We start from the raw sequence: 18,449 nt of genomic DNA on the forward strand, positions 1-18,449 counted from the left end.
TTAATAAGTTTTCAATTCTGGAAGTTTTACTGCTTATGTTTTAAGGAGTTCTTTTAATTATGTATCTAGCAAAAATGCGTTTTCCAAGTTTATCATTAACGAGTAGTTTTTACCTAAAACCTCATTTGTAGTTTCTATGAATGTTTTCTGTGTGGAATTTGCATCTTTCGTAAGTGAGGTAATTTTATCTATCATTTTACATTTGACTATGTGGTTATAATTATCCTTTAAATCTATATTTTTATAATATTTTTGCCGCTCATCTCTAAATTTATTTCTATTTTCATGACTTATAATCCCACTCCAAAATTCGCAGTTATTCACTGTGTCTTTAAGATTTATGTTTAGTATCAATACATTTTGCCATTCATTAATAAGGGACTGGAATAAGTAATTGTAAGTATGCAAATTTGTTAAATCAGTTACAGTAAAAATTCCAAGCATTTTTATGTTTTTACTTTGTTTGGTTTTAACTTCAAAGCGGAATATGTTTCTATCAATTCTGTATTGTGGGAATTCTACAAATTGTAATCCTTTCGCATAAGCCTTAATTTCTTTATATTTTGTTGATTTTGATATTTTAAAATATTCGATTGCATGATGAGGAACTATGAATGGTGTTTTTTTTATATAGAGGATACCGCTTATTAAGTTTTCTATTTGTAAGCCAGTATTTAAGTTTAAGCCATATTCTAAATTAACTATCTTAAAGTCCCTAAATTCAGTTACTCTAATACCAATTTTAATGAATGTTTCTGTGATGACTTTGATACATTGTACAGGCGAAAAATCATTACCATTATGTAAATTATTATTAAATAGATAGTGAGGACTAAAACATATTTCTACATTTCTAAATCCGATATGAATTCCATTCTTATGAATCTTACGAAATTCCAAACGGAATCGTCCAGAACCAGTAGAATAACTGTTGTAATTATTATTTTGAGGTCGATGTTTTTGTAGATTGTTTTCAGCATAGTAAAGCAGCCTATTAATGTAGGTCTGGTTTTCTGTTAATGCTTTTATGAAATCAATCATTTATTCTATCTTTGTTTTTAGATAATTTAGTATTGTATTCTCTTCGTCATATTTACCTCTAATTCCTCTTTATTTCTCTACTATGAATGACCAAATGAAAATTGCCTTATTTGAATTTAATAGAGATGTGAAGGATTTGACTGGAAAGGATTTGGACAAATACGTCGTTACCGTTGCCCGACATAATCCCGACCTTCTTTCTTACATCGTGAAGCATCACAAGCAATTCCGTAAATCTATTATTAAGAATATTGCACAGTTAAGATTTGGTTTTTAATCCAATCCTTTTTGAGGTACTGTAGTTAGATTTTTAAAAATTGAATCTTAACTGGAATGCATTTATTTGAGGTTTGCACGTCTCTCGTTTCGACCATAAAAATTCTAAAAACTCGCACTTTTTTTAGCTCAATTTCTTTGATGATTTGTCTTCTTTTGGGTATTCTTAAACTTTACTAAACTCTTACTTTTTAGTTATGCTTTTGGTGATAACCTCTAAAATTTCTGAACGCTTTAGCATTACTTTGTTACCAATTTTATATGTCTTAAGTTTTCCTTGTTTCGCCCACGCCCAAATTGTGACGTCTGTGACAGACAATAATTCACAAGCTTCTCTTCTTGTTAATAACTCTTCTGGTTCTTTTGGTTTTGATTGCTGAATTATAAATTTTAATTCTCGGACTTCCTTGATTAAACCGTTAATAGCGGCTGGTAGATTTTCAAAAGTGATTGGTTGCATAGCTTAATTTGTTAATATTAATCTGCAAATATTAGTTTCTAACTGCCCCCTATAAGAGCCAAAAATGCCCCAATTAAGGGGCAAGAAAATAAAGAGTTGTTGTTTTTCAAATTATTTTAAAGTCATTTTTATCGTTTCGTATGTTCTTTGTCGCTTTTTAGTAATAGATTTTGCTTCTGACTGTATTCTACCAAATACTAATTTTGAATCCCAATTTGGAAGCCAATCACTAAATGTGGATGCGGTCGTTCCATCTCTCAGAAGTGAGTCTTTCTTTAATGCCCAATAGATAAAATCAAAGTCTACTTTTTTAATATTGTCTTTGTTTATTTCATACCAATTTGAAAAAATATTTTGACCTTTTTTGCTATCAAAAATATGGGAGTTGAATGTTTGTTCTTTCTTTTGATTTGATAAGTGCTTTATAAAACGATTAAGTACTATATATAGAGAATCCAACTTTATAATTCCAACCGTAACTTTTGCTTCATCAAAAAGTGTATTTAATTTTCCTATTAAGACAGGTGCGTACTCTTCTACGCTTACAGAAAACTTATTGGCTTCTCGTTTCAAAATTTGGTCAAAGTCTTCTCTCGTTTCAGCGTTTCTTTTTCGAGGAATAAATTCTTCTTTAGTATCAGTAACTTCATCATTTATTTCAGTCGATTTACCATCGCAATCGAACCAAAGAATCACTTTTTCAGGTTCGTCCTGCACAGATAGTAAATCCCATAGAGTGTAATAATTTATAAGATTTTTGTCGCTATTTTTCATATGTGATTATTTTTAGATAAGGTTAATATTCTCCAGTCTTATATCGCTTTCTGGAAAATAATGCACTCTTCTTTTCTTATCCCTTCTTTTCGTAACCGCTTAACATTTATTTGTAAATAATTTTCAATCAAATTACCAAGCCACGCATTAATATCTTCCTTGGTCGGGACAGTTTCATTTGACATTACTATTGTGTAATAAGACCTTTCGTGATTCCAAAAGAATTGTAGTGTCTTGTTGAAATGTTTTAGAACTTCATTTTTCCCTCTATAATATTTTGAAAATATTTGAATGGTTTCGTCATACTTTTGGTATTATTAGTTAGTTTGCTATTTGTAATGGTGCTATTAAATTGTCTCCAGACAGATTATGATTAAAATAGTCATTCATTAGTGCAGCATTTTCTTCTGTGGAAATTTTAATGTATTCAATAAATTGAGTTTCAGATGAATGTCCTGACAAACTCATTAGTATTGATAGTGGAAGTTTTTTAGACTTATAAAGATTAGTGCAGAATGACCTGCGACAAGTATGACTTGATACTACTTCATATTTTGGATAAATGCCTTTGACTTTCCGAAATATATTATTTCCTTTTTCATCTTTTAATATATTTCCATTTTTATCTGACAACTTAACCATTTTTGATGCCGTAACTTTATTAGTAATCTGTGCAAGTTCAACTACTTCTTTTACATATTCATTGAATTTCTGGTCACTAATTTCGGGTGGGAACTCACCGTCTCTTTTGTCCAAAACAGCTTTTAACTGAGGATGAATACCTATAGAAACTTTTTTTTTAGTTTTCTGTGTTTCGATTGTGATTACTCCCTTTTTTATGTTTTCTGTATCCAATCGCTTGAAGTCACTTATCCTCAATCCCGTCCAAAGTCCTATAATAAATCTATCTCGAACATTATCCAAACGTAAATTATTAGATAAATCTAAATTGAAGATTTTATTAATTTCATCCTCATTTAGATAAATATCTGAAGTGCTTTCTGAAACTCCCACAAATTTGTTTTTCTTTTCAAAATCTAAACATATTGGCAAATCTTCGTCTTTAATTAATCCAAAGAACGTTTTAAGAATTGTCACTGCTTTGCCAGTGGTATTATCGTTGAGATTTTCACAGTTCCTACACCAATGAATAAAATCTTTGTAGAAATCGTTATGAGTTAATTCTTCAAATCTGTAATGTTTTTTTTGATATGATTCAAACTTTTTGAGTTTCGCCAAATTACTCTTGTAACTTTTAATTGTTTGTTGAGAAAGAGGTTTACCAGTTTTAGAATTGATGAGGTTCTTTTTTTCAGATAAATATGCTTGAATCCATTCCGTAAGATAATATTTGGAAGAAGTAGATTCGGTAAAGTCGACACGATTAGAATATGCCTTTATCTGCTCCCTCAACCAGTTTTTATCAAGGGTTAGTGATTTGGGGAAATCATCGTTATAACGTGCAGTAAGGTATGTTCTCAAGTCGGCAAGAAAGCTATTTGTTTGCTCTCTACTATCGTTTATTGTTTGGGTAACATTGTCACCGTTATTTTGAATTATAGTTTTATCTCTAATTTCTTCCTTGTTGGGATTCCAAAGTTTTTTTAAAGTCTGTTTTTCAGTCCAAGCTACCTTGTCAAATCTGCGTCCATCCCGCAGTCTAACAAATATTTTTTTTAAGTCGTTTTCAGTATCGTAAAGAAAGAATTTAATTTTCATTTTCGTCGTATATAATACAAATATAATAAAAAACTCCCACCAAACTCCCACATTTTTTTAATACTGTTTAATATTGCTTAATTATATTAATTACTATTTTGCTTAATTATTATGATAATAACGGCTTTCGCATTAAGATACATTAATAATTATTAGTTGGGTTCGACTTCTGGAGAGACCACAATTAATAAGAATAATATTTCTTAGAGAAACTTAAAAACCCCTTTATTAGGGGTTTTTTGTGTTCTATTCTGATTTATCAGAACTTCTTCAGACTTTTTTTCATCCAAAATTTACCCCTTCTATTTACCCTTCATATTTTCAGGGGAAATTTACATTTTCTTTCTTATTAATTACTGAATACATTTAAAGTGATTATTGACTTCTACTTATTTGAGTCGTTGATTATATGTGAGATTTAATCTAAATTTACAGAAACAAGCAATAATCAATGTCTTTATTTCAGAAAACTGTAATTAATAAATATCTTAATCAGCAAGATAAGAATCTGCTGACTGAAAAGTGGGAAGCTTACAAGTCTCATTTTCACAATCCGATTATTAAGGAAAACATTAGAACTTCTAAAGAAGAACAATATCAAGGTGAGTTTTTGATTGACTTATTTGTGAATGTTTTGGGATATACAAAGAATCCAACACCTGATTATAATCTTGATACTGAACTCAAGAATATTAAAGACAGCAAGAAAGCCGATGGTGGTATTATCATCGACGGAAAAATTATTGGTGTTATCGAACTAAAAGGAACAAATACCACCGACTTATCTAAAGTAGAAGTTCAAGCTTTTGGTTACAAGAACAATCAACCTGATTGTGTTTATATTATTACTTCAAATTTTGAAAAATTAAGATTTTATATTGATAACGCAGTAGAGAATGTGGAGTTTAATCTCTTTCAACTTTCAGAAACTGATTTTCAACTGCTTTACCTTTGCTTAGCTTTTGATAATATTAAAAATGGTATTCCAAAAAGACCTGAAAGATGAATCAGTAAGTCAAGAGGATATTATTACGAAAAAACTTTACAAAGACTATTCGCTTTTCAAAAGAGAGCTTTTTCAGAACCTCACTGAAATTAATCCTGAGTATGAAGCTTTGGAACTTTTCAAAAAATCTCAAAAACTTTTAGATAGATTTCTTTTCTTACTTTTTGCAGAAGATAGATTCCTGTTACCGCCAAATTCTGTAAAATTAATTTTAAATGATTGGGATGATTTACAAGACCGTGACGAAGAGATACCATTATACAACCGTTTTAAGAAGTATTTTAATTATTTGAATACTGGCTTCAAAGGAAAAAGATATGATGTTTTTGCCTACAATGGAGGTTTGTTTAAACCTGATGAAATTTTAGATAATATAAAAATTGATTGTCAATTACTATATAAACATACTTCTAAATTAGCAGAGTATGATTTTGCAAGTGAGGTTGATGTTAATATATTGGGGCATATTTTTGAAAATTCATTAAATGATTTAGATGAAATTAAAGCTCAATTGGAAGGGCAGGAAATTGATAAATCAAAAACTAAGCGAAAGAAAGATGGTGTTTACTACACACCCAAATATATTACAAAGTACATTGTAGATAATACAGTTGGGAAGCTATGCAATGAGAAGAAAGCAGAGTTTGGAATTATTGAAGATGATTACTTCACCGACAAAAAAAGACAGCAAAAAACCAAACAAAATCTTCTCGATAAATTAAATAATTACAGGAATTGGCTATTAGAAATTACCGTATTAGACCCTGCTTGTGGAAGTGGTGCTTTTTTAAACGAAGCTTTAAACTTTTTGATTTTAGAACATAATTATGTGAATGAATTAGAAACCAAAATTGCGGGTGGAAGTATCGTATATTCTTATGATGAAGTTAGTATTTTGGAAAATAATATTTACGGAGTAGATTTGAATGAAGAAAGTGTCGAAATAGCGAAACTTTCTTTGTGGTTACGAACCGCAAAAAAAGACCGAAAACTTAACGATTTAAATGATAAGATAAAATGTGGTAATTCTTTAATTGACGACGCTAAAATCGCGGGAGAGAAAGCATTCGATTGGGAACAAGAATTTCCCCAAATATTTGAAAAAGGAGGTTTTGATGTGGTTGTTGGAAATCCACCTTATGTGAAATTAGAAAGTATAAAAGATGTTTCAGAACAACTTGCAAAACTTAATTACCAAACATTTGCCAAGCGAGGTGATTTGTACGTCTTATTTGTTGAAAAAGCTTTCAATATTGTAAAAGATAAGGGTTTTGTTTCTTTTATTATGCCTAATAAATGGTTACAAGCAGAATATGGGGAGCCTTTGAGAGTGTTTTTTTTAAAACAAAGGTTAACCACATTAATAGATTTTGGAGACTTACAGATATTTCAAGGTGCAACGACTTACCCCTGTATTTTTATAGCTGAAAAAAATACACCAACACAAGAAATTAGTGTTTCGGTTTTAAGTAGAAATGAAGGTGACTTTTATAAAAATATAGAATCTAACAAACAACATTTTTCCCATGGTTCATTTACTGAATCCACCTGGGTAATTAGTTCAAAAAAAGATAAAGCTTTATTAGTAAAGATTCAAAAAGAAAATGTCAGTTTAAAAGAAAGAATTAAGGGTGATGCTTTCCGTGGGGTTCTGACAGGATATTCCGAAGCATTTTTTATTGATATTGAAAAGAGGAATCAAATAGTTAATCAGAATGAGAAATCAAAAGAAATTCTTTTCCCATTCTTACAAGGTAGAGATATTGACAGATATAATTATCCTACGAATTCCAATTATCTCATTGGAACATTTCCCTCTTTCAAAATCGACATTGAAAATTATCCTGCAATAAAAAATCATTTATTATCATTCGGCTACGAACGATTAAACCAAAGCGGAGAGAAAGGTGGGAGGAAAAAAACTTCTAACAAATGGTTTGAAACTCAAGATGCTATTAATTATTGGAAAGAATTTAAGAAGCCTAAAATCATGTATCAGAAATTCATGGTTAAACCTTGTTTTGTTTTTGATGAAGATGGATTTTATTGTAATGATTCAATGTGGATTATTCCAACAGAAGATAAAGGATTATTAACGATATTAAATTCAAAAATGGGATGGTGGCTAATTTCAAAATTCTGCACTCAAATTCAGAACGGTTATCAATTGATTTGGAATTATTTTGGACAGATTCCTGTTCCAAATACTACCAAAGAACTTGGAGAAAAGGCGAATATAATGCTTAGTCTTAATAAAGATTTAGGGGAAATTTCACAAAAGTTTCAGCGGACACTGCAAAGAAAATTTGATTTAGAAAAACTGTCTAAAAAATTAGAGAAATGGTTTGAACTCTCTTTTCAGGAATTCATTAAAGAACTTCAAAAAACAAAATAAAACTTTCACTTTCAGAAGAAGCAGAATGGGAAGATTATTTTAATCAGGAAAAGGAAAAAGCGACAGAAATAGATTCAAAAATAAACCAAACAGATAAAGAAATTGATATGATGGTTTATGAACTTTATGGATTAAGTGATGAGGAGATTGATATTGTAGAGAAAAATTAATATGTCAAAAAAAAGAAATTTAATTAAAGAAATTGATGAGGCGAAGTTCGAAATAATTATGCAGTATAAAGCATCAATTGAATCGGGAAAAATAAAAAGTCAAGACGATTTTGAAAAATCAATATATTTATTAGCAAGTGGAGGGTTGGTTATTTCTCTTCTTGCACTAGATAAAATATTGGATAAAATAGAAATAATTGAGTTTAAATTTTTTTTCATATTTGGATTATTTTGTTTTGTAATTACACTTTTATCCAATCTAATCAGCCATAACAAATCAATCAAAGAATCAGAGAAATTAATTAATAAAATAAATGAAAATCCTGAGTGTATATTTGAAGATGAATTCACAAAAACACTTAACAATGGCAATGCCAAAATAGAATTTCTTAATAAAACTTCCATTGCTGCTACAGTATTAGGAGCGAGTAGTGTTTTAATTTTTCTCACTATAAATTTTATAAATATGAGCGATAAAAATCCGCACCCGAAACCTACACAAACTAAAAAAGAATCTCCAACTATAATAGAAAAAGGGAGAACAATAGTTAGTCCCCCAAAAGTAGTAAAACCCAAAAATGATTAAGATGAAAAAAAAACCAGCAGTAAATCCAAAAATGGAACCTAAAATCTCTAGAGAACAAAATGGACGAACTGCTTCACCACCACCAACACTAGTAATTAAACCAAAAAAAAGCAAATAATTGTCGCAATTATAATAATAGTTTATGAACTTACTTATTTAAGTAATTGAGATACCGATATATTAAAGATAGAGTTCTGTAGGCGTGCTTTAAAAGCTCGGTCTACCTCTTAAAGAAGGGTTACCAATAATAATATTAAATCGGTTTTTAGGGATGAAGGGAGGTGTATTATTAAAATTAATAAGTCGAAAAATATGAAATTAAAATTATTGATTGTCTTTCTTTCAATGTCAATGGTGGGTTGTAAGAAAGAACCCAAAACTATTTTTCCGAATGTTGTCAAAATTATTGAAGTACAAACGATTCCTAATGTGAAAAGTGGTTTCGATGTGGTAATAAATAAAAGATTAAATCCGATAGAGTTAGAAAGCTTAGGAAGAGATTTGTTTCATGAGTATGATGGGAAAAAATATCAAAACTTTTTTGTCAATTATTATCTTGAAAGAATGATAATAGGCAATGGAAGTTATGCTTCAACACATTTTACACCTAATTTAGAAGTGGAAATTACAGGTTTAACTGATGAGGAGATAAATCGTATCGTGGAGAAATTTCATGCTAAAAAACCATTTTACGTCGATGATGGTTGGAAATGCCTTACCAAAATAAAAACTGAAGAAGGAAAATTAACACTTCAAAGAGCATTTGTTGACCCAACAACTGATGATATGACTTTAGATAAGTGGTCTTTGAAAAAAGTTATAAATGGAAGCGATACCCTATATCAAAAAATCAAAAGTGAAACAGGAGAATATTATAGATACAACAGTGATGGTGATTTGGAGTGGTATGATAATCAGGGGTTAGTTGATAAATTGTTGAAAGGATAACCATACGAAACTATTACATTAAAATTTTTTTTGTACTCCAAAATATCTAAAACCCTTTCTATGTTTATTTATATTTACAGAAAGAAGCCGATCTAAGCTTTCGAATATTTGTATAAATTTTCTTCGGCGATATGCTGCGTATATCAAAGCACTAATCGGCAGGAAAATTGTTTCCTTCAGAATCTCATTATCAATCTTAGAATTCAAATTAATAGATGAAACACCAACATACCTATGATGCGCAGGGCAAACAAATCTGTTGCACCGAAGAAGAGAAAATTTACCAAAAAGCCGGCGCCGAGGAATTACTGAAAGAAAAAGCACCTCACGATCATGACGAACATCGTGTTGAAGAGCACGGCGATCATGATGGCCACAATCATGGAACATTCGAAGGCAGCCCTTGGAAGATGTTTCTTCCCAGTATAATTTCTCTTCTTTTACTGCTTATCGCACTCTATTTCGACCATTTTTTAAAGCCCGACTGGTTTACAGGTTGGGTAAGAATCGCGTGGTACGTCGTAGCGTACCTTCCCGTAGGATTACCGGTCTTAAAAGAAGCTTGGGGCAGTATTTTGCAGGGTGCTTTTTTTTCAGAGTTTTTCTTAATGGGACTTGCGACTGTTGGAGCCTTTGCGATTGGCGAATATCCGGAAGGGGTTGCGGTGATGTTATTTTATTCTGTAGGAGAAGTTTTTCAAACCTTGGCGGTGTCCCGAGCACAGGCAAATATCAAAAGTTTACTTGATCAGAGACCCGATGAAGTCACGGTTTTACGTGGAAATAAGCCCGAAATTATCAAAGCAGAGAAAGTTCAAATCGACCAAATTATACAGCTTAAACCTGGGGAGAAATTAGGATTAGATGGGAAATTGCTTTCGGATAAAGCTTCCTTTAACACCGCTGCTCTAACAGGTGAAAGTAAACCAGATACCAAATTAAAAGGCGAAACGGTTTTGGCAGGAATGATCAATTTAAACACTGTAGCGCAAGTGCAAGTAACTACCGCATATACCGACAGTAAGCTGAGTAAAATCCTCGAAATGGTACAGAATGCTACCACTCAAAAAGCGCCAACCGAATTATTCATCAGAAAATTTGCAAAAATATACACGCCAATTGTAGTTTTTCTGGCGATCGCGATTACTTTTCTTCCTTACTTTTTTGTCGCTGATTATGATTTTTCAAACTGGCTGTACCGAGCTCTGATATTTCTCGTAATTTCCTGTCCGTGCGCTTTAGTAATCAGTATTCCGCTCGGATATTTTGGTGGAATTGGTGCCGCGAGTAAGAACGGAATTTTGTTTAAAGGCAGTAACTTTTTAGATGTCATTGCAAACATTAAAAATGTGGTGATGGATAAAACCGGAACCATGACCGAAGGTGTTTTTAAAGTGCAGGAAGTACTCTTTGACAAAGCGTTTAACCAAGCCGAAATATTAGAAATGGTGAATGCCGTCGAAAGTAAAAGCACGCATCCAGTCGCTACGGCAATTCACGAATTTGTAGGCGAAGTGAACACGGACCTGAAAATTGATGAGGTCGAGGAAATTGCAGGTCATGGCTTGAAAGCATCAATAAAGGGTAAAGAATTGCTGGTTGGGAATTTTAAACTGATGGATAAATTCGGAATTGAGTACGATACCGACATCAGTAAAATTGTGTACACGCTAATCGCGATTGCTTACGACCAAAAGTTCGTCGGTTATCTCACCGTTGCGGACAGTATTAAAGAAGACGCAAAACTGACGATTGAAAAACTGAAATCTTTAGGCGTAAAACCTACGATGTTAAGCGGTGACAAAAATTCGGTAGTGCAGTTTGTAGCAAAAGAGTTGGGAATTGAGAATGCTTTTGGAGACTTACTTCCAGAAGATAAAGTGAAGAAACTTCAGGAAATAAAAGCAAGCAATCAAAGTGTAGCTTTTGTTGGCGATGGCGTAAATGATGCGCCGGTAGTTGCATTAAGTGACGTTGGAATCGCCATGGGCGGTCTCGGCAGTGATGCAACCGTAGAAACTGCCGATGTCGTAATTCAGGATGATATGCCGAGTAAAATCCCGATGGCTATTAATATTGGAAAGCAAACACGCAAAATAGTCTGGCAAAATATTTTCCTTGCTTTTGCGGTGAAAGCGGTGGTTCTTGTTTTAGGCGCGGGCGGATTAGCCACCATGTGGGAAGCAGTTTTTGCCGATGTTGGTGTGGCTTTGTTAGCGATTTTGAATGCAGTGAGAATTCAGAGAATGAAGTTTTAAGAATTTTCTAAATACTGACTCTACGCAATTAGTGCTGCGCATTAATTATCTATATAAGTTTTCAATTGCTTTTTTTAAATCTGATCAGTTAGATCTACTTAAAGTGTTTAATAATATTAAAGAAAGTTTAAATAGATTTATTCTAAAAAATTATCTTTGACAACTTTATAAACAATCGTAATCTTAATTAAACTAATGAAAAAAATGGCAATATTATTCTTAATTATTGGAATTGGAAGTTTAGGACTTTCAGCATATTTTTTTACCAGAAAGAAAACTCCAGAATCGTTGGTCGTAGAAAATATTGTGAAAAGTAATGAAGAAGATTTTGATGCCGTCAATAAACAAAAAGGGAACGACTTCGAGGATTACATGATTCAGCTTGTCGGTAACGAAAAGGGCGTGAAATTAGTTAGCAGAAATTCTGACTATCATAAAAATGGTGTATCTGCCTCTGAAAATATGGAGCCAGATTTAAAGTTTAAATCGAATGATGTTCCATTCTCTATAGAATGTAAGTGGCGGAAATCATTTTTTAATGAGGAAGTTTTTTTTGCTAAAAATTATCAAATTAGAAATTATAATAAATATCAAATCGACAGGAAACAAAAAGTCTTTGTAGCTTTTGGGATTGGTGGTAAACCCAATTTTCCAGAAAAATTATTTGTAGTACCTCTATCAAAAATTGCGGAAGAATATATTGACGAAAATGAGATCAAAGAATACCAAGTTAAAACTGCCGACGAAATTATCACAATGGTGAACCAATAATTTTTTTACCAAATTTGCCCCATGATTTTAGAAAAAGAAATTCAGTTTATTCTCGCTCTAGATGCGTTAAAAAATGTAAACCGTCGAAACTTTAATCTCGATGATTCTCGTCGGGAAAATACAGCCGAACACAGTTGGCAAATTGTAGTTTTTGCGCAGATATTATTGCCTTATGCAAAAGATAAGAATAAAATCGATTTATTAAGAGTGATCAGAATGCTTTCCATTCACGATATTGTCGAAATAGAAGCGGGCGATACTTTTATTTTTGATGAAAGTGCAATGACGGGTAAGTATGAAAGGGAATTGGGAGCCGCAAAAAAGACTTTTGGAATTTTAGATGAACCTTTACGTTCAGAGTTTCTGAATCTCTGGATTGAGTTTGAAGCAGAAGAAACACCAGATGCAATTTTTGCCTGTGCAGTAGATCGAATTATGCCTTTTTTATTAAATGTTTACGGTTCTGCTCAAAGTTGGACAGAAGCAGACGTAAAAGTAAATCAAGTGGAAAATATAGTCGGTAAAGCAGTGAAAAGAGCTTCTAAAGAATTGGGCGAAGCGTTTGATATTTTGCTTCAGAAAGCTTTGGATGAAGGAAAGTTGAAAGAATAAAAGTGCTAGACTAATTTATAATCTTACATTCTATTTTTTCCAAAATTCAAAATTCAAAATTCAAAATTTAGAATCTTGAATTCATCATTTAAAATATATTTAAATCCGTTCCAATTCATCACCGCTGATCTTGGTTTTAAAAGTTCCATAGTTCACAGAAACCTTGCCATTCTTCTCAATTTTATCGATGGTTCCCACGCTTGCAGAACCTTTTATCCTCACGCGTTGGCCAACTTTCATCCAAACTGCGCGTTCTTTTAGGCGTTTGTCTTCAAGCTTTTCATTGGTTTCTACTATTTTTTCCTGAACATCAACTTTTTTTAACTGCTGCGTAATTTTGCGCTTAACGATCTGCAGTTTTTTATTTTCATCTTTATCGGCTCCAAATTTTCGGAATTTTTCCTGCTCCAAAATTTTAACGAAATCTGCGACCACCAACTTTCGTGTTTTCCCTTTGATATATGAATCGATAAATCCTTCAATCTTATTTCCAAACTGTAATTTGCGGTGTTCGTCTTCGTAGAGTTTTTGAAAATTAAAGAGCTTTTGCTCCAACTGATCATTTAGTTTTTCCAGATTCTCTTTTTTGTTTTGAGTGGAATCTCTTTTCTCTGCTAAATCAGTTTTGATTTTTTCAACTTCAAATTTTTCCTGCTGTAATTTGACAATCGTTTTATCGAGGTTCAAAATATCATGTTCCACTTTCTTCTTCGCAGATTCAATAATGAATTTTGGAATCTTATTTTTCTCCGCAACTTCAAAAGTGAAGGAACTTCCGGCTTGTCCGACTTCTAATTTATAAAGTGGTTCCAAGGAATTTTCATCAAAAAGCATCGCTGCATTTGTCGCGTTAGGAAGTTGCTCGATGACTAATTTAATATTGGTATAATGCGTGGTGATAATTGAAAAACTTTTCTTGTCGTAGAAAAATTCCAGGAAACTTTCAGCTAATGCGCCACCCAATTCTGGATCAGAACCGGTCCCGAATTCATCGATGAGCAACAATGTTTTTGAGTTGGCTTCCTTAATAATTTTCGCCATTTTCTTCAACCGAGAAGAGTAGGTAGAAAGATGATTTTCAATCGATTGATTATCACCAATGTCGGTCATTAATTTTTCAAAGAAAAACATTTCAGATCTTGGATGAACGGGAACCAAAATTCCACTCTGAATCATCAATTGTAATAATCCCACCGTTTTCAACGTAATCGATTTTCCACCAGCATTTGGACCGGAAATACAGAGAATACGATTTTGTTCCGTTAATGTTAAAGTCTGCGGAAATATTTTTTTCTTTTCAACTTGATTTCTAATCAGCAATAATGGGTGAAACGCGTTCACCAAACGCATGGTGCGATGACGGTTAATTTTGGGTAAAATACCACCTATTTTTTCTGCAAACTTCGCTTTCGCCCGCGTCATATCAAGATCGAAAATGTAAGTTTGATAATCGCTGAGCTGCGGATTAAATTCTGCAATCTCGGTTGTTAACTTTCTTAAAATTTTATCAACTTCTTTTTTCTCTTCTTCAATATCTTCGCGCAGCTTAAATTGATGTTTTACGACTGATTCCGGCTGGATGTACGTAATCGATCCTGTCTTAGAAATACCCAAAACACGACCCGGAACGCGCTTTTTATATCCCGATTTTACGGCTAAAACCCGTTGGTCATCCATAATACTTTCCCGGATATCATCCAGATAATCGGTGGAAGTAAGAGCAGTAAGTGTACGGTTAAAGTTTTCTTGAATGGCTTTCCGGGCATGGGAAATATCTGATCGTAATGTTTTCAGAATCGGTGACGAATCACTTTTAACTTCTCCAAAACGGTTGAACACTTTGTCGATTTTATCTACGATTTCTTTTCGGTATTCTAAATCTTTAACATCATTTTTTAAATTGAGGAATAAATCTTCGTAAACAGGAAAGAATTTTTGGAGTCTTGCGATTTGTTCCGTTAGACTTTTAATCTTTAAAAATGAAGCATTATCTAAACGATAATTTTCAATGACCATCAGCTTAAGTTCCGCTTCGATATCGTCATATTCATTGAAAGGAATCGCGTTGTCACTTTCAAAACTCGATAAATATTCGGCGACTTTTTTTAAGGAAATTTCAGCTTCCTCAATTTCAAAAGGACGAATCGTTGCAATTTTTTCTGCAATTTTTTTTGAGAACGTAAAAGGGGAAATCTCCGCTAAGAGTTCCGGGAATTCAAGTTCGTCTAAGTCTTCTTTTTGTATATGCACACGCAAATTTAACGAGATATTTTGATATTAGTCTACTTTTGTAGTTTCAGCGATTATAATTGTTACCGTTTCAAAACGCAAATCAATTTTAAAATTCACTCAAAATCAGATTAAGAAATTAATATCATTATTTATGACCTGGACAGATATTCTTGCACCCATTAAAAATACAGAATACTTTAAAACCCTTTGGGAAAAGGTACAAAACGAATATTCTACCGAAAAATGCTTTCCACCAAAAGATCAGATTTTTCGCGCTTTAGAATTAACACCTTTTGAAAATATAAATGTAGTAATCATTGGTCAGGATCCGTATCATAATGATAATCAGGCCAATGGATTGTGTTTTTCGGTTTCTGAAGAAGTGACGGCGCCACCGTCACTCAAAAACATTTTCAAAGAATTACATGATGATTTAGGAATAGAAAGAAACCAGAAAGAACTAAATGATTGGGCAGAACAGGGAATTTTTCTCCTAAACGCAACGCTGTCGGTACGGGCGCATTCGCCAAATTCGCACAAAAATTTGGGTTGGGAAAAATTAACTAATTATATGATTAAAGAAATTTCTGATAAAAAAGAAAATGTAGTTTTTATTTTGTGGGGCGCTTTTGCGCAAAAAAAAGAGGAATTGATTGATTGCGATAAACATTTAATCATAAAATCTGCTCATCCTTCTCCCTTTTCTGTGTATCGTGGATTTTACGGCAGTAAACCTTTTTCAAAGGTTAATGATTATTTAAAATCAAAGAATAAAAAACCTATCTCGTGGTAGTTCCGCTTTGAGGTTGATCTGAATTTTTTCCGTCAGATTTCTCAATACGAATGCCGATCTTATAATTTCCTTTTAACGCTTTAAACCCTTTTCCGGCGGTAATCTCCGGAGAAACTTCGATTAATGAAATAGAATAACCGTTAAAATCTTGCATTTTAAAAAAACCTCTTGCGGCATCATTTAACGTACTCAATTCCAAAATTACAGGACGCGTGTACGTTCCCATCAATTCAACTGCAGCCTTCGCATTTCCTTGCCAAATACATTGTACGCCTTTCGGACAGCGGCTATCTTCAATCATTTTTTTAAAGGTGACATTCATATTGTATTCCTTTAAAAATTTATTTTCGCCTTCTTTCAGATAGATAATTTCCGTCTTTTTTGCGGAGGAATTTTCGGATTTTTCCTGTGAAAAGATTACTAAAGTATCATCGATTTTTTTTAAAGAATCAACATTGGCAGATTTTAAATCGGTCTCTGTTTTTTCTAAAGCTTCATTTTTTTCCGCAGCAATTTTCTGTTTTTCGCAGGTTTCTAAAGATAGAAGAGTGAGCGCTATAAATGCAATTTTGGTAAACATGAAATTTAGTTTTTATAAATATCAATTAAAACCACCAAAAACATAGCCACACCTACAATGAAATTAAAACCAGTGCCGTAGAGGAAACCGATTAATGCGCCTTTCGTACTGTTGAACGCTTTTTTCTTGTCTTTAGAATCATGAAGGAGTTCACCGATAAAAACGCCCAAGAACATTCCTATTAAAAAACCAAATGGTATTGGAATAAAAAACATTCCGACCAAAGTACCGATGACCGAGCCGACGCTTCCCCACCGAGTACCTCCGTATTTCCGGTTCGTTCGCGCCGGAATTACATAATTTAAAATCGCAGAAAGTGCCGTAAGGACGACGAAAATCCAGATGTAAATCATAGAAATTGGAGCATCGGTGCCGAATTTATAAATCAACAGCCCACAAAGACTCAATAAAAGTCCAGGTAAAACCGGAAGAAAAGTTCCGATAATTCCCAAAACCAATAAAATAATACTTACAAGTGTGATTAAAGCAGCATCCATCGTTCCTAAATTTTGTTAAATGTACTTATAAATCTGGGAAAGACAAACGGATTTCTTATTTTTGCTACAATGAACAAAGAACTGACTGACACTAAAGATTTCCTACAGAATATAAGCGACTATATTCATTTTTTTGTGAAACAAAATGTGCCTGACACCTGGGTTTTGCTTTCCCAAATATTACTGAAATTTGTCTTTTTTATCGCGATAATTTATTTGGTTGATTTTCTTTTTAAATTGTTAATCAATACGATTTTTAAACTCTTCTTTGATAAGGAAAAATATCCCATTCTAAAATCAATTTATTCCGCAAAAATCACCAATTCTATTTCGCATATTAATGCGTTATTATTTGGAAGTTACGCCGTTTTTTCTATCTTTTACAGACACCCGAAAAGTCATATATTTCTCGAACGACTCATTGGGTTGTTTATCGTACTTGTCATTGCACAATTGCTGCTTCGAAGCGTAACTGCATTTAGAAATTATTTTATTATAAAAAAAGATTATTATAAAATCATCGCCTTAAATGCGGTTTCTCAAACCATTAATATTTTCGGAATATTTGTCTGCTCTGTCATCGCGATCAGTGTGCTGTTTGGAATCAGCAGTTCTGCCATTGTCGGGAGTTTAGGTGCGATCACGGCAGTTTTAGTTTTGGTTTTTCGAGATACAATTCTTGGTTTTGTGACGGGAATCCACGTGGCAACATCGAAGAATCTGAAAGTTGGCGACTGGATCGGTATTCCAAAATACAATATGGAAGGAACCATAATCGACTTAAACCTTCTGACCACAAAAATTGAGAATTTTGATAAAACGATTTCTACAATTCCGACCTATGATTTTTTAACGACTGAAATAAAAAATCTTCAGGTCATGTCCGAAAGCAATACGCGGCGGATTAAAAGATCGATCATTTTTAATATCAAATCTTTTAAATTTTTAGATGAAGAATTGACGCAGCATCTTTCTAAAATTAATTTAATTAAAGATTACCTTACAGAAATGTCTGCTGAAATCAGTAAAGAAAGAAATCCTCTGGAAAATGCGGATCTGATGATTAATGGAAGACAACTAACCAACATCGGACTTTTTAGAGTTTATGCTTTAAATTACCTTAAAAACAATCCAAATGTTGATCAAACCGGAACATTGATGGTTCGACAATTAGAAAATACGCCCCACGGAATGCCGCTGGAAATCTATTGTTTTACCAATGATTCTGCGTGGGAAAGGTACGAAGTAATTATGGCAGATATTTTCGATCATCTTTTGGTCGCCTCCAATGAATTTGATTTGGAGATCATGCAATTCAACAAAATATAAAG

At 32.7% G+C, this 18,449-nt stretch carries 16 protein-coding genes and 1 pseudogene; 10 read left to right on the forward strand and 7 right to left on the reverse strand.

Annotated features, from left to right (window positions below):
- Window positions 1-57: 57 nt before the first annotated feature.
- Window positions 58-1,041: a hypothetical protein gene (locus tag LC814_RS11360; protein WP_226064040.1), complete on the reverse strand. Its 984-nt coding sequence runs from the start codon at window positions 1,039-1,041 to the stop codon at window positions 58-60.
- Between the two features lie 94 nt (window positions 1,042-1,135).
- Here LC814_RS11360 and LC814_RS11365 point away from each other — a divergent pair, with 94 nt between their 5' ends.
- Window positions 1,136-1,318: a hypothetical protein gene (locus LC814_RS11365; protein WP_226064041.1), complete on the forward strand. Its 183-nt coding sequence runs from the start codon at window positions 1,136-1,138 to the stop codon at window positions 1,316-1,318.
- Window positions 1,319-1,501: 183 nt separating this feature from the next.
- On the opposite strand, the gene LC814_RS11370 is transcribed toward LC814_RS11365, so the two are convergent.
- The 3 genes from LC814_RS11370 to LC814_RS11380 all read right to left on the reverse strand — a co-directional run bounded on the left by LC814_RS11370 (window position 1,502) and on the right by LC814_RS11380 (window position 4,270).
- Window positions 1,502-1,777 (reverse strand): helix-turn-helix domain-containing protein, encoded by a 276-nt coding sequence (locus LC814_RS11370; protein WP_226064042.1) that lies wholly within the window; start codon window positions 1,775-1,777, stop codon window positions 1,502-1,504.
- Window positions 1,778-1,888: 111 nt separating this feature from the next.
- On the reverse strand, window positions 1,889-2,551 hold the full coding sequence (locus LC814_RS11375; protein WP_226064043.1) for a hypothetical protein: 663 nt from the start codon (window positions 2,549-2,551) through the stop codon (window positions 1,889-1,891).
- Between the two features lie 321 nt (window positions 2,552-2,872).
- Window positions 2,873-4,270: a site-specific integrase gene (locus tag LC814_RS11380; RefSeq protein WP_226064044.1), complete on the reverse strand. Its 1,398-nt coding sequence runs from the start codon at window positions 4,268-4,270 to the stop codon at window positions 2,873-2,875.
- Window positions 4,271-4,721: 451 nt separating this feature from the next.
- On the opposite strand from LC814_RS11380, the gene LC814_RS12525 reads away from it, so the two are divergent.
- The 7 genes and pseudogenes from LC814_RS12525 (at window position 4,722) to LC814_RS11410 (ending at window position 13,016) form a co-directional block, all read left to right on the forward strand.
- Complete coding sequence (locus LC814_RS12525) at window positions 4,722-5,276, forward strand: hypothetical protein (RefSeq protein ID WP_311135708.1); 555 nt, start codon at window positions 4,722-4,724, stop codon at window positions 5,274-5,276.
- Window positions 5,248-7,841 (forward strand): annotated as a pseudogene (locus LC814_RS11385) (Eco57I restriction-modification methylase domain-containing protein). Before LC814_RS12525 ends, LC814_RS11385 begins: the two are co-directional and overlap by 29 nt.
- Before the next feature lies 1 nt (window position 7,842).
- Window positions 7,843-8,427, forward strand: a complete 585-nt coding sequence (locus LC814_RS11390) for a hypothetical protein (RefSeq protein ID WP_226064045.1) — start codon at window positions 7,843-7,845, stop codon at window positions 8,425-8,427.
- A gap of 312 nt (window positions 8,428-8,739) precedes the next feature.
- Window positions 8,740-9,375 (forward strand): hypothetical protein, encoded by a 636-nt coding sequence (locus LC814_RS11395; protein ID WP_226064046.1) that lies wholly within the window; start codon window positions 8,740-8,742, stop codon window positions 9,373-9,375.
- A gap of 215 nt (window positions 9,376-9,590) precedes the next feature.
- Entirely contained in the window at window positions 9,591-11,633 is a 2,043-nt protein-coding gene (locus LC814_RS11400; RefSeq protein WP_226064047.1) for a heavy metal translocating P-type ATPase, read from the forward strand.
- A gap of 204 nt (window positions 11,634-11,837) precedes the next feature.
- A complete protein-coding gene (locus LC814_RS11405) occupies window positions 11,838-12,404 on the forward strand; it encodes a putative PDDEXK endonuclease (RefSeq protein ID WP_226064048.1) in 567 nt (188 codons plus the stop codon).
- Window positions 12,405-12,425: 21 nt separating this feature from the next.
- The gene (locus tag LC814_RS11410; RefSeq protein ID WP_226064049.1) at window positions 12,426-13,016 is read left to right on the forward strand and encodes an HD domain-containing protein; all 591 of its coding nucleotides are present in this window, start codon (window positions 12,426-12,428) and stop codon (window positions 13,014-13,016) included.
- Between the two features lie 99 nt (window positions 13,017-13,115).
- On the opposite strand, the gene LC814_RS11415 is transcribed toward LC814_RS11410, so the two are convergent.
- Window positions 13,116-15,266 carry an endonuclease MutS2 gene (locus LC814_RS11415; protein ID WP_226064050.1) on the reverse strand — a complete coding sequence of 717 codons (2,151 nt, stop codon included), beginning with the start codon at window positions 15,264-15,266 and terminating at the stop codon, window positions 13,116-13,118.
- A 133-nt stretch (window positions 15,267-15,399) separates the two neighbouring features.
- Between LC814_RS11415 and LC814_RS11420 the strand changes: the two genes are divergently transcribed.
- Entirely contained in the window at window positions 15,400-16,041 is a 642-nt protein-coding gene (locus LC814_RS11420; protein ID WP_262903714.1) for a uracil-DNA glycosylase, read from the forward strand.
- On the opposite strand, the gene LC814_RS11425 is transcribed toward LC814_RS11420, so the two are convergent.
- On the reverse strand, window positions 16,028-16,621 hold the full coding sequence (locus LC814_RS11425; protein ID WP_226064051.1) for a hypothetical protein: 594 nt from the start codon (window positions 16,619-16,621) through the stop codon (window positions 16,028-16,030). The two genes, LC814_RS11420 and LC814_RS11425, sit on opposite strands and share 14 nt — an antisense overlap.
- A gap of 5 nt (window positions 16,622-16,626) precedes the next feature.
- A complete protein-coding gene (locus LC814_RS11430; RefSeq protein WP_226064052.1) occupies window positions 16,627-17,118 on the reverse strand; it encodes a DUF456 domain-containing protein in 492 nt (163 codons plus the stop codon).
- 69 nt (window positions 17,119-17,187) lie between these two features.
- Here LC814_RS11430 and LC814_RS11435 point away from each other — a divergent pair, with 69 nt between their 5' ends.
- Window positions 17,188-18,447: a mechanosensitive ion channel family protein gene (locus LC814_RS11435; RefSeq protein ID WP_226064053.1), complete on the forward strand. Its 1,260-nt coding sequence runs from the start codon at window positions 17,188-17,190 to the stop codon at window positions 18,445-18,447.
- Window positions 18,448-18,449 lie beyond the last annotated feature (2 nt).

It is taken from the genome of Kaistella polysaccharea, assembly GCF_020410745.1.
Taxonomy (GTDB): Bacteria; Bacteroidota; Bacteroidia; order Flavobacteriales; family Weeksellaceae; genus Kaistella; species Kaistella polysaccharea.

Excerpts from the sequence above, each read along its gene's own strand:
- LC814_RS11360 (WP_226064040.1), bottom strand. The coding sequence starts at position 1,041 with ATGATTGATTTCATAAAAGCATTAACAGAAAACCAGACCTACATTAAT.
- LC814_RS11365 (WP_226064041.1), top strand. The coding sequence starts at position 1,136 with ATGAAAATTGCCTTATTTGAATTTAATAGAGATGTGAAGGATTTGACT.
- LC814_RS11370 (WP_226064042.1), bottom strand. The coding sequence starts at position 1,777 with ATGCAACCAATCACTTTTGAAAATCTACCAGCCGCTATTAACGGTTTA.
- LC814_RS11375 (WP_226064043.1), bottom strand. The coding sequence starts at position 2,551 with ATGAAAAATAGCGACAAAAATCTTATAAATTATTACACTCTATGGGAT.
- LC814_RS11380 (WP_226064044.1), bottom strand. The coding sequence starts at position 4,270 with ATGAAAATTAAATTCTTTCTTTACGATACTGAAAACGACTTAAAAAAA.
- LC814_RS12525 (WP_311135708.1), top strand. The coding sequence starts at position 4,722 with ATGTCTTTATTTCAGAAAACTGTAATTAATAAATATCTTAATCAGCAA.
- LC814_RS11390 (WP_226064045.1), top strand. The coding sequence starts at position 7,843 with ATGTCAAAAAAAAGAAATTTAATTAAAGAAATTGATGAGGCGAAGTTC.
- LC814_RS11395 (WP_226064046.1), top strand. The coding sequence starts at position 8,740 with ATGAAATTAAAATTATTGATTGTCTTTCTTTCAATGTCAATGGTGGGT.
- LC814_RS11400 (WP_226064047.1), top strand. The coding sequence starts at position 9,591 with ATGAAACACCAACATACCTATGATGCGCAGGGCAAACAAATCTGTTGC.
- LC814_RS11405 (WP_226064048.1), top strand. The coding sequence starts at position 11,838 with ATGGCAATATTATTCTTAATTATTGGAATTGGAAGTTTAGGACTTTCA.
- LC814_RS11410 (WP_226064049.1), top strand. The coding sequence starts at position 12,426 with ATGATTTTAGAAAAAGAAATTCAGTTTATTCTCGCTCTAGATGCGTTA.
- LC814_RS11420 (WP_262903714.1), top strand. The coding sequence starts at position 15,400 with ATGACCTGGACAGATATTCTTGCACCCATTAAAAATACAGAATACTTT.
- LC814_RS11425 (WP_226064051.1), bottom strand. The coding sequence starts at position 16,621 with ATGTTTACCAAAATTGCATTTATAGCGCTCACTCTTCTATCTTTAGAA.
- LC814_RS11430 (WP_226064052.1), bottom strand. The coding sequence starts at position 17,118 with ATGGATGCTGCTTTAATCACACTTGTAAGTATTATTTTATTGGTTTTG.
- LC814_RS11435 (WP_226064053.1), top strand. The coding sequence starts at position 17,188 with ATGAACAAAGAACTGACTGACACTAAAGATTTCCTACAGAATATAAGC.